Below are 13,943 nucleotides of genomic sequence, written 5' to 3'. Positions count from 1 at the left end.
CTCCGCTCGCTCGCGAGCGGGCGCCGCGGCGCCTTCGAGGGGGTCCCCGGAGGGCGCTCAGTCTCGCGCCAGCACCGGCCGCGCCCCGCTGCTCGCGTCGGCGGAGCGCTCGGGCTTGCGGAAGACCACGAGCTGGCCGCCGGCGTGGAGCTTGTACTTGCGCGGGCTCTTGATGCCGTTCCAGCGGCAGAGCTCCGAGAGCCCCACGCCGTACCGGGCGGCGATGCTGGAGAGCGAGTCGCCGGTCTTCACCCGGACCGTGGCCTTCACGCGGGCGGGATCGGCGCGGTCCGCCCGGCGCGCCACCTCGGGCCGCTCGGCGGCGGCGGCCTTCTCGGCCTTCCCGGGCTTCTCGCTCCGCTCCGGCTTCTCGGTGGAGGCCGCCTCGGCGCGCGCCAGCTTCACCGTGGCGCTCCTGGCGCCGGCGCCCTTCCTGTCCTTCGCCGCCGGCGCCGCGGCCAGCTCGACGTCGTCGTCGCGGGCCACGAGCTTCACCACCTTCTTGCGGCCGTGGCGGGTCTTCACCCACTTCACGACCTTCACCATGCGCGGGCCGGGCGGGTCGGCGGGGACGGCGGCGGCCTCGCCGCGGGCGAGCGCCTCGAGCGGCACCACCAGCTCGGTGCCCGCCTTCGGACGGCCCTTGGCCGGGAGCCCGTTCATGCGCGCGAGCGTGGCGGCCGGCACGCCGTAGGCCCGCGCGAGGTAGGCCATGCTCTCACCCTTCTGCACCTTGTGGTGGGCGACCATCTGGCCGGCCTCGGCCGAGACCGCCGGCCAGTTGCGCGCGAACGCCTCGGCCTTCCCCGACGGCACCTTCACCTGGTACGAGCGCGGCGGCGTGCAGGAGCGGCGCAGCTCGGGGTTGAGGTCGAAGAGGTCCTTCTCCTCCACCTCGGCCGCCCGGGCCACCGCCGACATCGGGGTCGCCGCCGGGACCTGGACGAGCTCGTAGTCGGCCCACCGCTCGGCCTGGATCTCCTTCTCGGAGAAGCCGAACGACTCGGGGTGCTTCGAGATGATGGCCGCCGCCATGAGCTTCGGGACGTAGCCCTTGGTCTCGGCCTTGAGGACGCGGCCGCGGGTCATGGTCCAGAAGTCGTTCTGCCCCTTGCGCTGGGCCTGGTAGATCTTCCCGACCCCGGCGTTGTAGCCGGCCCACGCGAGCTTCCAGTCGCCGGTCTGGCGGTAGAGCTCCTTCAGGTACCGCGCGCCGGCGCGCGCCGCCTTCTCGGGGTCGCGCCGCTCGTCCACCCAGAAGTCCTGCCTCAGCCCGAAGCGCCGCCCGGTCTCGGCGATGAACTGCCAGGTGCCGGAGGCGCGGGCGCGGCTGTAGGCCATGTTGGCGAAGCCGCTCTCGATCATCGAGAGGTAGACCGTGTCCTCCGGCAGCCCCTCCTCGCGGAGGATGGCGCGGAAGCGCGGCACGTACTTCTCGGCCCGGCCCAGCCAGCGCACGAAGTGGCTGCGCGGGAGCGGCTGCTGGAAGAACCGGATGTACGAGAGGACCGCCTCGTTCACCTCGATCGGGATGTCGTACTCGGCCTGGAGCCGCTTCAGGTCGTGGTCGATCTGCGGCAGGCCCGGGATGCGGCCGAGCGCCTCGTAGGTGGCGCCCTCCTGCCGCTCGCCGGCGTCCTCCAGCCTGCGGCGAAGGGGCGACTCCAGCCCGAGCCGCGCGCCGGCGCGGGCCGCCTCGTCGGACGCGGGGGGCGGCTCCTCCATGAGGTGGGCCCTGGCCTCCGCCTCCTGCAGCTCGCTCATCTCCTTGGACTGCGCCTCGATCGCCTGGCGCTCCACCTCGGGCACCGCGGCGTCCCCCGCCTCGGCGTCGGCGTCCTCCTCGTCGGTGACCGGCTGCAGCTCGGGCAGCGCGACCTCGAGCGGCCTGGGCTGGGCCGCCGGGACGATCTCCTGCTTGACGGCGCGGGCCAGCCCCTGCGGCGCCGCGGCCAGGGGCTCGCGGGCCAGCGCGGGGAGCGCCAGGAAAAGCGCCATCGGCGCGAGGAGGATTCTCGTCGGCATCATCACCCGCTTGCAGTGGGGGCCAGCGGCGGACCGCTGCCTGATTTCAGGTGCGGGATGGTATCCGGCAAAGGCCCGTGAGGGCAATTGCCGCTCTGGAGCCCCCGCGCGCGGGTCAGGCGCTCGTGTGGTGGCTCGTGGGACGGGCGCCGGATCACGTGCCGGCGGCGGGGCGGCCGTGCTACATCAGCCGCGCACCGCCCCATGCACATCGGACCGCACCAGTTCTCCGGCAGCTTCTTCCTGGCGCCGCTCGCCGGCGTCTCCGACCGCCCCTTCCGGCTCCTCTGCCGCGAGATGGGTGCGGCGTTCGCCTACACCGAGATGGTGAGCGCTCACGGGCTCCTGCACGGGAGCCTCCAGACGGAGAGCTACCTCGATCGCGACCCCTCCGAGGTCCCCTTCGCGGTGCAGATCTTCGCCTCCGAGCCGGAGGTGCTGGCGCGAGCCGGCGCCGAGGCGGTCAAGCGGGGCGCCGACCTCGTGGACATCAACATGGCCTGCCCGGTGAAGAAGGTGTGCGGCACCGGCGCCGGCGCCGCCATGGCCCGCGACCCCGCCCGCGTCGAGGCGGCGGTGCGCGCCGTCGCCGCCGCCACCGGCGGCGTGCCGGTCTCGGTGAAGATCCGCGCCGGCTGGGACGCGAACGAGGTGAACTGCGTGGACGTCGCCCGCGCGGCCGAGGCGGGCGGCGCGGCGGCGGTCGCGCTGCACGGGCGCACCCGGGCGCAGGGCTACTCCGGCCGCGCCGACTGGACGAGGCTCGCGGCGGTGAAGCGGGCCGTCGGCATCCCGGTGCTCGGCTCGGGCGACGTCTTCACCGCGCAGGACGCGCTCCGCATGAAGCGCGAGACCGGCGTGGACTTCGTGCTCGTGGCGCGCGGCGCCTGCGGCAACCCCTGGATCTTCCGCGAGCTGCGCTGCGCCGAGGAGGGCCGGGCGGCGCCGCCGCTCACCCGCGACGAGTGGGTCTCCACCATCCTGCGCCACGTGCGGATGCAGATCGACCACCGCCGCGCGCAGCGCCCGCGGGAGCGGCCGGAGGTCGCCGAGGACCACGCCGTGCGCGAGCTGCGCCGGCACCTCCTCTGGTACACGCGCGGGCGGCGCGGCGGCGTGGCCTTCCGGCGCGACGCGGTGTCGGTGAACACGCTCGCCGGCGTGGAGGCGCTCGTCGAGCGCCACTTCCCGCCCGGCAGCCCCGCCTTCGAGCTCGACCCGTCGATCGCCCCGACCCCGGTGGACGAGCCGTGACCGAGCTCGGGACCCTCGCCCTCTACGCCGGCGCCATCCTCGCCGGCTCGCTCGCCGGCGGCGTGCTGCCGCTGCTCGGCGGCGTGCGCCGCTCCGACCCGCTCCTCGCCTTCTCGGCGGGGGTGATGCTGGGCGCGGCCTTCTTCCACATGCTCCCGGAGGCGGTGGAGGGGGTCGGGATCCTCCGCGCCCTGCCGTTCGTGGCCGTCGGGTTCCTCTGCCTCTTCGCCCTGGAGCGCTGGGTGCTCGTGCACGTCTGCGACCCGGGCGGCGCGGCGGCCGCGCTCGAGCCGTCCGGCGCCGGGGAGGAGATCGGGCTGCCCGCCGACACCGGCCTCGTGGGCGCCGCCCACCCGCACGCGCACGCCCACGTCCACTCCCACGAGCACCCGCGGCCGGGCGGCGCCGGCTGCGACGTCCACACCATGGGGCTCGCCGCCTTCGTCGGGCTCTCGCTCCACACCCTCATCGACGGCTTCGCGCTCGGCGCCGCCAACGAGCGGGCGGCGCTCGGGCTCATGGTGTTCGTGGCCATCCTGGCCCACAAGATCCCGTCGAGCTTCTCGCTCTCGGCCATCCTGCGCGCCGAGGGCTGGTCGCGGCGGCGCGCCCTCGCGATGAACGCCGCCTTCGCGCTCATGGTGCCGGCGGGCGCGGTGCTCTACGTCGCGGCCCGCGATCTCTTCGGGCTGCAGGCGTTCACGCCGCTGGCGCTCGCGGCGAGCTGCGGGACCTTCCTGCACCTCTCGCTGTCCGACATCCTCCCCGACCTGCACCGGCGCGGCGGACCCAGGGTCAAGCTGGCCCTCGCGCTCGCCGCCGGCGTGGCGCTGATGTGGGCGCTGCGCCACCTCCATCACGAGTGACCGTGGGTGCGGCGCGCGCCTGAGGTGCGGCGCGACCCCTTTGCGAAAAAGCGTTCGCTTTCCGCGCGCCTGGATCGAAACGTCCCCAGCACGGGGGGCGTGGGTGGTCCCTCGCGCACCCGCCACCTTCGCGCGGGCGCGGCAAGGTTTTCCTTGCGTGACGGGCCGTTGGGCAACTCCTGCCCATTGGCGCGCCGTTCGCTTTGCGAAGGGGCATGACGCGCCGACTCCCCGCCCTCGCCTCCGCTGCCGCAGCAGCCGCGGTGCTCCTCGCCTCCGGACCGGTCAGCTCGGCCGACTGGTCGGAGTCGGACGTCGGGGACGGCGCCGTCTGCGTGCTCGGGCGGGTCAACCGGCTCGAGGCGAGCAGCCGCAGCTGCCTCACCTGCCACGACGGGAGCGTGGAGGGGAAGCGGATCTACCGGAACGCCGCCGGCCACCGGGGCGAGAACGTCCACCCGATCGAGGTGAGCTACACCGACCGCGCCGCCTTCAGCGACAGGTTCGAGCCCCCGCGGCGGCTCCACCCGGCGCTGGTGCTCCAGGACGGCAAGGTCACCTGCGTCACCTGCCACGACGGCATGTCGGAGCAGCCGTACCACACCGCCCTCCCCATGAACGGCAGCCGGCTCTGCCTGAGCTGCCACCGGGTCTAGGCGGCGAGACCCGCGCGACGGCCATGATCGGGCGCCGCGCCGGAGCTACAATCCCGCCGTCCTTCACCAGGCGGCGAGCGTGCACGAAGAGATCCGGGCCATCGGAGAGCGGGTACAGCGCCAGTCGGCGTTCGTGGAGCTGATCGCCGGGGAGACGTCCCGGGTCATCGTGGGGCAGCGCTACCTCGTGGAGCGCGCCCTCATCGGCCTCCTCACCGGCGGGCACGTGCTGCTCGAGGGCGTGCCCGGGCTCGCCAAGACGCTGGCGGTGAAGACCATCGCCGACACCCTGGAGTGCAGCTTCCAGCGGATCCAGTTCACCCCCGACCTGCTCCCGGCCGACCTCGTCGGGACGCAGATCTGGGACCCGGCCTCCCGCACCTTCGGCGTCCGCAAGGGGCCGGTCTTCGCGAACGTGGTCCTCGCCGACGAGGTGAACCGCGCCCCGGCCAAGGTGCAGTCCGCGCTCCTCGAGGCGATGCAGGAGCGGCAGGTGACCATCGGCGAGGAGACCTTCCGGCTCCCCGAGCCGTTCATCGTCATGGCCACCCAGAACCCGATCGAGCAGGAGGGGACCTACCCCCTGCCCGAGGCGCAGGTGGACCGCTTCATGCTGAAGGTGAAGGTGGGCTACCCGACGCGCGAGGAGGAGCGGACCATCCTCGACCGGATGGGCGTGAAGGACCCGCCGCGCGCGACCGCGGTCGCCGGCCTCGCCGAGATCGCCCAGGCGCGCGAGGTGATCCACGCCATCTACATGGACGACCGGGTGAAGGCGTACGTGGTGGACCTGGTCTTCGCGACCCGCGACCCGCGCGGCCACGGCCTGCCCGAGCTCGAGGGGCGCGTGGAGTACGGCGCCTCGCCCCGCGCCACCCTCTTCCTCGCGCTCGGGGCGAAGGCCCACGCCTTCCTGCGCCACCGCCCCTTCGTCACCCCCGAGGACGTGAAGGCGGTGGCCTACGACGTGCTGCGGCACCGGATCGCGCTCACCTACGAGGCGGAGGCGGAGGAGCTCACGCCCGAGAAGGTGATCTCGAAGGTGCTCGACCGCGTCGAGGTGCCCTGAGGCCCGCCGATGCGCCTCGAGCCGCGAGAGCTGATCCGGCGGGTCCGGCGCATCGAGATCGCCACCCGGCGCGCCGTGGAGGGCACGCTCTCCGGCCAGTACCACTCCGTCTTCCGCGGCCGCGGCATGGCCTTCGACGAGGTGCGCGCGTACGCGCCCGGGGACGAGGTGCGCAGCATCGACTGGAAGGTCTCGGCGCGGATGGGGGAGCTGTTCGTGAAGCGCTTCACCGAGGAGCGCGAGCTCACGGTGGTGCTGCTCTGCGACCTCTCCGGCTCGTCCGAGTTCGGCTCCCGCCGGCGGAGCAAGGCGGAGGTGGCGGCCGAGCTCGCGGGGCTGGTCTCGTTCAGCGCCGTCGCCAACGGCGACCGGGTGGGGCTCGTGCTCTTCACCGACCGGGTGGAGCGGTTCGTGCCGCCGCGCAAGGGGCGCAAGCACGCGCTGCGGCTCGTCTCCGAGATCCTGAAGCTCGAGCCGGCCGGGCGCGGCACCGACCTCGGCGCGGCGCTCGAGTACGTGCACCGCGTGCTGCGCCGGCGGGCGGTGGTGTTCCTGCTCTCCGACTTCCAGCAGGAGGGGGGCGCCCCCTCCCCGACCCTCCCCCGCTTCGCGGGAGAGGGAGAGCACCGAGGCGCTCCCTCCCCGCCTGTGCGGGGAGGGCTGGGGAGGGGCGGCCCGGAGGACCTCGAGCCGCCCTTCGCCCGCGCCCTGCGCATCGTGGCGCGGCGCCACGACGTGGTCCCGGTGGAGCTCGTCGACGCGCTCGAGGAGGCGCTCCCCCCGCTCGGGCTGGCGCTCCTCGAGGACCCCGAGACCGGCGAGGCCTTCCACGCCGACCTCGCCGACCCGCGCGTGCGCGCCGCCTGGGCCGGGCGGGCGGCGGCCCGCCGGGCGCGCCTCCACCGGCTCTTCGCCGGCCTCGAGCTCGAGCCGGTCCGGGTCCGGGCCGACGACGCCGACCACGTGAAGCCGCTCCTCGCCTTCTTCGCGGCGCGCGCCCGGAGGCTCGGGTGACGGGGGCCGCGCTGCTCCTCCTGCTCGCCGCCGCCGACGCGGAGCCGGCCGCGCGGGCCGAGGCCGACAAGACCGAGGTGAGGCTCGGCGAGACGTTCCGGTACGAGCTCTCGCTGCGCCACCAGCCGTCGGAGGGGTACGTCCTCGCGCCGCTGCCCGACCTCGCGCCGTTCGCGGCCCGGAGCGCCACCTGCCGCACCGAGCCCGACGGCCCCGACGCGGCGGTCTCGCGCTGCACGCTCACGCTCGCGGTCTACGCGCTCGGCGAGCACCGGATCCCCGACCTCGCGCTCCAGGGCGGCGGCGCCCTCGGCGAGCGGAAGGTGAAGGTCCCCGGGCTCGCCGTGAAGACCGTGCTCGTCACCGACCCGGAGACGCCGCCCCGGGACCTCCCGCTCGAGGACGTCTCCGGGCCGGTGGAGGTGCGGGTGCGCTCCTGGCGGCTCGTCGGGTGGGCGGCGGGGGTCGCGCTCGCGGCCGCGCTCGCCTTCCTGGGCGGCCGCGCGGCGCTCCGGGCCTGGAGGCGCCGGCGCGCCGCCTCGGCGCCGGCGGCCCCGCCCGAGCCGCCGGACGCCGCCTTCGCCCGGGCGCTCGAGGCCCTCGCCGCCGCCCCGCTCGACGCCGGGCTCTTCGACCGGCTCTCCACCGCGGTGCGCCGCTACCTGGGCGCGCTCTCCGGCCTCCCGGCGCTCGACCTCACCAGCGCCGAGCTCCTCGAGGCGCTGCGCGCGCGCCCCGTGCCCGGGCTCGACCTCGCCGCCCTGGCGCGCTTCGCCGCCGACGCCGACCTCGTCAAGTTCGCCCGCGCCGCGCCCGGCGCCGCGGAGCGCGACCGGGCGCTCGCCTTCGGGCGCGCGCTCCTCGCCGCCACGCGCGCGGCCTGGGTGCCGCCGGGGGAGGCGCCGCGGTGACCGGCCTCGCCCTCGCGCACCCCGGGGCGCTCGCGCTCCTCGCCGCGGTCCCGCTCGCCGCGCTCGCCCTCTGGCGCTCCCGCCGCCGCGCCGCCCGGCTGAGGCTCCCCGGCGCCGCCGCGCTGCGGGCGAGCCCCGGGCCGTGGGCGCGCCTCGCCGGGCTGCCCCGGGCGCTCCTCCTCTGCGCCCTCGGGCTCACCGCGGTGGCCCTGGCGCGGCCGCGCGTCCCCGACACCCGCCCCGGGGAGGCGAGCGTCGAGGGGATCGACGTGGTCATCGCCTTCGACCTCTCCACCTCGATGAAGGCGGTGGACTTCCGCCCGGAGAACCGGCTCCACGTCGCGAAGCAGGTGCTGAAGGACTTCATCGCCCGCCGGCCCAACGACCGCATGGGGCTCGTGGTCTTCGCCGGCGAGGCGTACACGCAGTGCCCGCTCACGCTCGACCACGGCATCCTCTCCCGCCTGGTGGACCAGCTCCGCTTCGGCGTCATCGAGGACGGCACCGCCATCGGCAACGCCGTCGCGACCGCGCTCAACCGGCTGCGAGAGTCGGACGCGAAGAGCCGGGTGGTGATCCTCCTCACCGACGGCGACAACAACGCGGGCCAGGTCTCCCCGCTCGAGGCGGCGCGCATCGCGAAGGAGATGGGCGTCCCGGTCTTCCCCATCCTCGTCGGCCGCGGCGGGGTGGTGCCCTACCCGGTGGACACCGACGTCTTCGGCCGCCCCATCTACCGGGACGTGGAGATCCCGGTGAACCCGGAGCTCCTGCAGGAGATCGCGCGGACCACCGGCGGCAGCTACGCCAACGCCACCGACCGGGCCTCGCTCGCGCAGGGGCTCGACGCGGTGCTCGACCGGCTCGAGCGCTCGCGCCTCTCCGGCCTCACCGCCCCGCCCGAGTGGCGGGAGCTCGCGCCGGCCCTCCTCCAGCCCGCCTTCTGGCTCACCGCCGCCGCGCTCCTCCTCGGCGCCACCCGGCTGCGCCCCTTCCCGTGACCGGCGCCCCGCTCGAGCTGCGCCTCCTCGGCGCCCCCGCCCGCCTCGCCGAGCCGCGCTGGCTCTGGCTCCTGCTGGTCGTGGCGGCGCTGGCGGCGCTCGCGGCCTTCTCCCTCCGGCGGCGCCGGGCGCTCCTGGCGCGGACCGCCGGCGGGCTCGCCGCGCGCGTCGCCCCCGGGGCGGGCGCGGCCCGTCCCGCGCTCCGCGCCGGGCTCGCCGTCGCCGCGCTCGCGCTCCTCGCGGTGGCCCTCTCGCGGCCGCAGCGCGGGCAGCGGGTGGAGGGGGCGAAGCGGTACGGCGTGGACGTGGTCTTCGCGCTCGACGCCTCCCGGTCGATGCGCGCCCGCGACGTGGCGCCCGACCGGTTCGGCCTGGCCCGGCTCGAGGTGGAGGCGCTCCTCGACCGGCTGGCGGGCAACCGGTTCGGCATCGTCACCTTCGCGCGCTCCGCCTTCGTGCAGTGCCCGCTCACCACCGACACCGCCGCCGCCCGGCTCTTCCTGCGCGCCGCGAGCCCGGAGGCCATGCCCGACCAGGGCACCTCGCTCGAGGCCGCGCTCTCCGCCGCCGGCGAGGTGCTCGCCGCCGGCGAGCGGGGGCCGCGCGGGCGCGTGGTGGTGCTGCTCTCCGACGGCGAGGACCACGAGCCGGGCGCGGCGGCCGCCGCGCGGGCGCTCGCCGACGCCGGGGCCCGGGTGTTCGCGGTCGGCATCGGGGGGACCTCGGGCGAGCCCATCCCGCTGCGTGGCAAGGGCGGCGCGCTCGACGGGTACCAGCGGGACGGCCGCGGCGAGCTGGTCCTGTCGCGGCTCGGCGAGGCGGCGCTGCGCGAGGTGGCCGAGAGCGGCGGCGGCGCCTACCTGCGCGCGAGCGACGCCGGCGTGGGGCTGCCGGCGGTGGCCGCGGCGGTGGAGCGGCTCGAGAAGGCCGAGCTCGAGAGCCGGGTGGCGGTGAGCTGGGAGGAGCAGGGCGGCTGGTTCGCCGGCGCGGCCTTCCTCTGCCTGCTCGGCGCGCTCCTCGTCCCCGACGTCCGGCCCCGGCGAGAGGAGGGCCCGTGACCCGCGCCGCCGCCCTCCTGCTCCTCGCCGCGGGCCTCTCGCCGCTCACGCGGCCCGACCCGGGCGTCGAGGCCGGGAACGCCCGGCTCGAGGCCGGCGAGCCGGCCGAGGCGCTGCGGCGCTACGACGACGCCGAGCGGCGGCTCGGCCCCCGCGCCGGGCTCGACCTCGACCGCGGGCTCGCGCTCTACCGGCTCGGCCGCTACGGCGAGGCCCGCGACGCCTTCGCGAAGGCGCTCACGAGCCCGAAGGGCGAGCGGCCCGGCCGCGCCCGCTACGACCTCGCGGGCGCGCTCGCCGCCGCGGGGGACGACGACGGCGCCATCCGGGAGCTCACCCGCGCGCTCGCCGAGGACCCGGGAGACGTGGCGGCCCGCCACAACCTCGAGGTGCTCCTGCGGCGCAAGCAGGAGGGCGGCGCGGGCGGGAGCGCGAAGCGCCCGGACGAGCGGAAGGGCGCGGGCGCGCCGCAGCCGTCCGGCGACGCCGCGCGGGCGGGCCCGCGCGCCGCCTCCGCGCCATCCGCCGGGTCCTCCTCGCAGCCCCCCGCGTCCCCTCCCTCGCCCTCCCCCGGGTCCGCCTCGCAGCCCCCTACGTCCCCTCCCTCGCCCTCCCGTCAGCCCTCTTCCCAGCCCCCCGCGTCCCCTCCCTCGCCGCATCCCGGGGCCACCCCCTCCCCGCCGGGCGGGGAGGGCGGGGGAGGGGCGGCCACGCGCTCCCCGCGGCCCGACGCCCAGGGCGCCCCTCGGCCCGGCCGCGCCGGCCCGGGCGCCTCCGGCGAGCGCCGCGACGAGGCCTTCCGCTTGCTCGACGCCCTCCGCTCGCGCGAGAAGAACCTCCCCATGTGGCCCGCCCGCGAAGGACAGGAGAGGAGCCGCGGCGATGCCGCCCAGGACTGGTAGCCCGGTCCCGCGCCGCGCGCCGGCCCGCGCGCGGCCCCGGCTCGCCGCGCCGGCCCTGGCGGCCCTCGCCCTCGTCGCGCTCGCCGCCCCGCCCGTCGCCCGCGCCGCGGTCCCGGTGAGCTTCACCGCCGAGCTCGACCGGGGCGAGGTGGCCCTCGGCGACACCGTTCAGCTCACGGTGACGCTCCGGAGCGGCAGCGCCCCCAAGGACCTCGCCCTCCCCGGCGAGAAGGGCGAGGACCTCGCGATCGCCTCGCGCTCCCAGGCGGCGCAGACGTCGGTGTCGCTCGGCGGCGGCGGGCTCGTGCTGCAGCAGCAGCACACCTGGACCGTCGCGCTCCGGCCGCTCCACGCCGGGCGGATCACCGTCCCGCCCGCCCGCTGCACGGTGGAGGGCAAGCCCTACGAGACGCTCCCCTTGCAGCTCACGGTGCGCCCCCCGGGCGCGGCCCCGCCGGCCGCCTCACCCGCCGACGTGCGCGGCGCGGAGCGCGGCCCGGCCCTCCGGGTCTCGCTCGACAAGCGGCAGGCCTTCCCCGGCGAGCAGGTCACCGCCACGGTCTACCTCGTCTCCCCCGCCGCCGTGCTCCGGTACGAGGGCTACCGCGCCCCCAGGCTGGAGGGGTTCTGGGCCGAGGACCTCGAGACGCCGCAGCGGCTCGACTACCAGCTCCGCTACGTGGACGGCGTCGCCTACCGCTTCTACCTCCTGCGCAAGGTGGCGCTCTTCGCGACGCGCCCCGGCCGGCTCACCTTCGACCCCGTGGAGGCCGACGTGACGGTGCAGGTGGGCGGGGGCGACCCGTACGGCCTCTTCCCGGAGACGCGCCGGCTCCACCGCCGGAGCGAGCCCGTCGCGGTGGAGGTGCGGCCGCTCCCGCCCGGCGCCCCGCCCGGCCTCGACCCGGCCAACGTGGGCGAGCTGCGGCTCGAGGAGGAGCTGCCCGAGCGGCAGGTGAAGGCCGGCCAGCCGTTCACGGTGCGGCTCGTCGCGAGCGGCCGCGGCAACCTGACCGGCTGGGCGCTGCCCCGCCTCCCGCCCGTCCCCGGGACGCAGGCCTTCGCGCCCACCACCGCCGACCAGCAGGCGAACGAGGGCGACCAGCTCGCGGGCCGGCGCGTCGCGGAGACGGTGCTCGTGGCCGAGCGCCCGGGCCCGCTCCTGCTGCCGGCCCTCTCCTGGCCCTACTTCGATCCGCGTACCGGCCGGTACGAGGAGGCCCGGATCCCGGCGCAGCGGCTGGAGGTGCTCCCGGGGACCTCCCCGGGCGGCGCGCTGCCGGAGGCGCCGCGGCCGTCCGCCTCCGGCCCGGCTCCCCGCGGCGGCCGGGCCGGCCGGCTCGCCGCCCTGGGCGCGGGCGCCGCGGCCCTGATCGGCCTCGCGCTGCTCGCGGCGCGCGCGCTCCGCCGGCGGCGGCGGGATCGCGAGGCGGCGCGGCGGCGGACGGCCGCTGGGGCCGGCGACCTCGCCCGCCGGAGGCTGGACGCGGCGCGGGCCAACGAGGGCGACCCGGCGCTCGCCGCGGGCCAGGTGGCGCGGGCGCTCCTCGGCTACCTCGCCGACCGGCTGGGAGAGGGCGTGTCCGGCCTCACGCGCGAGGCGCTCGCGGCCCGCCTCGCCCGCGAGGAGGCGCCGCCGGAGGCGATCGCCGCGCTCACCGCCGCCCTCGACCTCGCCGACAGCGCCCGCTTCGGCGGCGGCGCGCCGGCCGAGGCGGTGCGGCGCCGGGCCGAGGAGGCGCTGGCGCTCCTCGACCGCGCCCCCTGGCTCAGGCGATCCTGAGCCGGGCCGCCAGCGCCGCGTCGCCGCCCCGGCGCCACGCCTCGAGCGCGTCGTCGGCCGGCGAGCGGCCCGACTCGGCGCGGGCCGCGAGCGGCTCGAGCCAGACCCGCTCGTCCTCGCCGCGCTGGCCGCAGCACTTCTGCCGGCAGAGCCCGTTGGCGGCGAGGCCGATGAGCGCCGCCGCGACCTCGCCGAGCGTCCGGCCGTCGGGGAGCCGCGCCGCGAGCCCCTCCCGCCCGGCCGCGGCGCCGAGCGCGCGCCGCTCCTCGAGCGAGAGCCCGCAGACGAGGTCCCACGCGGCGGCCCGCGAGGAGGCGTCGTAGAGCAGCCCCTTCCAGAAGGCGGCCAGGGCCTTGGTCATCGGGGCGTCGCAGGCGTCGGCGCCGCGCACCTCCACCACCCCCTTCACCCGCACGTCGGTGAAGACGGTGGTGAGGTGGTCCTCCCAGTCGGCGAGGGTCGCCCGCTCGCCGTCCAGCCCCTCGGCCAGGAAGGCGCGGAAGGTCCTGCCCCCGGTCTCCCGGTAGGCGCCGTCGCGCCGCAGGAAGATCATGGGGACGTCGAGCGCCCACTCGACGTAGCGCCGGTAGGCGTCGGCCTCGAAGCCGGGCTCGAACGCGAAGGGGAGGAGCCCCTGGCGCGACGGGTCCACGTGCTCCCAGACCTGCGCCCGGAAGCTCTTCCAGCCGCTCTCCCGGCCGCCGACCACGGGCGCGTTGGCGTAGAGCGCCACCACCGCCGGCTGCACCGCGAGCGCCGCCCGGAGCTTCTCGGCCATGTCGCGCTCGGAGCCGAAGTCGAAGGAGGCCTGGGTGGAGCCGGTCATGGACATCATGTCGGCCGCGAGCGCGCCGCGCGCCTCGAGGAACGGCCGCATCACCCGGTAGCGGATCTTGGGGCACCACTCGGCCGTCGCGGGCACGCCCCAGGGCCGGTAGCCGACCGCCAGGAACTCGAGGCCGAGCTCCGCGCCGATCTCGCGGCACTTCTCGAGGTGCCGGTCGAGCTCCGCCGCCACCACGTGGACGTCCTGGAAGGGCCGGCCGGAGAGCTCGAGCTGGCCGCCCGGCTCGATCGAGACGGTGAGCCCGTCGCGCTGCGCGGCGATGACGTTCCCCTCCTCCTCGAAGGGCTGGTAGCCCCAGCGGCCGAAGGACCGCAGCACCGCGGCGATGCCGCGCGAGCCGGCGTAGGGGATGGGGTCCCGCGTCCCCGCGAGGAGCCCGACCTTCTCGTGCTCGAGCCCCACCTTCCACTCGGAGGGGGGCCGCTCCCGATCGCGGAACCAGCCGACGAGATCGCCCATTCCGCGAATGGGCAGGGGGGCTTCGGAGCGCCGGTCGAGTGACATCGCGCGGAATGTACCCGGGGCAGGGCTGTTGTGCCATCCAGAAGCCGGCCGGT

General features: G+C 76.8%; 12 protein-coding genes. 10 read left to right on the top strand and 2 right to left on the bottom strand.

Annotation, left to right across the window (positions count from 1 at the left end; genetic code table 11):
• Window positions 1-57 precede the first annotated feature (57 nt).
• On the bottom strand, window positions 58-1,998 hold the full coding sequence (locus tag AMPC_RS17345; protein WP_248342699.1) for a LysM peptidoglycan-binding domain-containing protein: 1,941 nt from the start codon (window positions 1,996-1,998) through the stop codon (window positions 58-60).
• A gap of 231 nt (window positions 1,999-2,229) precedes the next feature.
• Here AMPC_RS17345 and dusB point away from each other — a divergent pair, with 231 nt between their 5' ends.
• From dusB to AMPC_RS17295, 10 genes are all read left to right on the top strand, one after another.
• Window positions 2,230-3,279 (top strand): tRNA dihydrouridine synthase DusB, encoded by a 1,050-nt coding sequence (gene dusB / locus AMPC_RS17340; protein WP_248342697.1) that lies wholly within the window; start codon window positions 2,230-2,232, stop codon window positions 3,277-3,279.
• Complete coding sequence (locus tag AMPC_RS17335) at window positions 3,276-4,145, top strand: ZIP family metal transporter (RefSeq protein WP_248342696.1); 870 nt, start codon at window positions 3,276-3,278, stop codon at window positions 4,143-4,145. The genes dusB and AMPC_RS17335 overlap by 4 nt, the downstream gene beginning before the upstream one ends.
• A 215-nt stretch (window positions 4,146-4,360) precedes the next feature.
• Window positions 4,361-4,801 carry a hypothetical protein gene (locus AMPC_RS17330; protein WP_248342695.1) on the top strand — a complete coding sequence of 147 codons (441 nt, stop codon included), beginning with the start codon at window positions 4,361-4,363 and terminating at the stop codon, window positions 4,799-4,801.
• A gap of 79 nt (window positions 4,802-4,880) precedes the next feature.
• Window positions 4,881-5,870, top strand: coding sequence for an AAA family ATPase (locus AMPC_RS17325; protein ID WP_248342693.1), 990 nt, complete (start codon window positions 4,881-4,883; stop codon window positions 5,868-5,870).
• A gap of 9 nt (window positions 5,871-5,879) precedes the next feature.
• On the top strand, window positions 5,880-6,884 hold the full coding sequence (locus AMPC_RS17320; RefSeq protein ID WP_248342692.1) for a DUF58 domain-containing protein: 1,005 nt from the start codon (window positions 5,880-5,882) through the stop codon (window positions 6,882-6,884).
• Entirely contained in the window at window positions 6,881-7,795 is a 915-nt protein-coding gene (locus AMPC_RS17315; protein ID WP_248342691.1) for a hypothetical protein, read from the top strand. Before AMPC_RS17320 ends, AMPC_RS17315 begins: the two co-directional genes overlap by 4 nt.
• Window positions 7,792-8,796 carry a vWA domain-containing protein gene (locus AMPC_RS17310; RefSeq protein ID WP_248342688.1) on the top strand — a complete coding sequence of 335 codons (1,005 nt, stop codon included), beginning with the start codon at window positions 7,792-7,794 and terminating at the stop codon, window positions 8,794-8,796. Before AMPC_RS17315 ends, AMPC_RS17310 begins: the two co-directional genes overlap by 4 nt.
• Complete coding sequence (locus AMPC_RS17305) at window positions 8,793-9,854, top strand: vWA domain-containing protein (protein WP_248342687.1); 1,062 nt, start codon at window positions 8,793-8,795, stop codon at window positions 9,852-9,854. Before AMPC_RS17310 ends, AMPC_RS17305 begins: the two co-directional genes overlap by 4 nt.
• Window positions 9,851-10,756 carry a tetratricopeptide repeat protein gene (locus AMPC_RS17300; RefSeq protein ID WP_248342686.1) on the top strand — a complete coding sequence of 302 codons (906 nt, stop codon included), beginning with the start codon at window positions 9,851-9,853 and terminating at the stop codon, window positions 10,754-10,756. The genes AMPC_RS17305 and AMPC_RS17300 overlap by 4 nt, the downstream gene beginning before the upstream one ends.
• Window positions 10,737-12,539 carry a BatD family protein gene (locus AMPC_RS17295; RefSeq protein WP_248342685.1) on the top strand — a complete coding sequence of 601 codons (1,803 nt, stop codon included), beginning with the start codon at window positions 10,737-10,739 and terminating at the stop codon, window positions 12,537-12,539. The genes AMPC_RS17300 and AMPC_RS17295 overlap by 20 nt, the downstream gene beginning before the upstream one ends.
• On the opposite strand, the gene AMPC_RS17290 is transcribed toward AMPC_RS17295, so the two are convergent.
• Window positions 12,526-13,845, bottom strand: a complete 1,320-nt coding sequence (locus tag AMPC_RS17290; protein ID WP_248342684.1) for a glutamate--cysteine ligase — start codon at window positions 13,843-13,845, stop codon at window positions 12,526-12,528. The two genes, AMPC_RS17295 and AMPC_RS17290, sit on opposite strands and share 14 nt — an antisense overlap.
• Between the last annotated feature and the right edge of the window lie 98 nt (window positions 13,846-13,943).

The organism is Anaeromyxobacter paludicola, assembly GCF_023169965.1.
Taxonomy (GTDB): Bacteria; Myxococcota; Myxococcia; order Myxococcales; family Anaeromyxobacteraceae; genus Anaeromyxobacter_B; species Anaeromyxobacter_B paludicola.
Note: the sequence above shows the minus strand (reverse complement) of the source record. Positions and strands in the feature narration are given on the sequence as shown.

Excerpts from the sequence above, each read along its gene's own strand:
- AMPC_RS17345 (WP_248342699.1), bottom strand. The coding sequence starts at position 1,998 with ATGGCGCTTTTCCTGGCGCTCCCCGCGCTGGCCCGCGAGCCCCTGGCC.
- dusB (WP_248342697.1), top strand. The coding sequence starts at position 2,230 with ATGCACATCGGACCGCACCAGTTCTCCGGCAGCTTCTTCCTGGCGCCG.
- AMPC_RS17330 (WP_248342695.1), top strand. The coding sequence starts at position 4,361 with ATGACGCGCCGACTCCCCGCCCTCGCCTCCGCTGCCGCAGCAGCCGCG.
- AMPC_RS17320 (WP_248342692.1), top strand. The coding sequence starts at position 5,880 with ATGCGCCTCGAGCCGCGAGAGCTGATCCGGCGGGTCCGGCGCATCGAG.
- AMPC_RS17295 (WP_248342685.1), top strand. The coding sequence starts at position 10,737 with ATGCCGCCCAGGACTGGTAGCCCGGTCCCGCGCCGCGCGCCGGCCCGC.
- AMPC_RS17290 (WP_248342684.1), bottom strand. The coding sequence starts at position 13,845 with ATGGGCGATCTCGTCGGCTGGTTCCGCGATCGGGAGCGGCCCCCCTCC.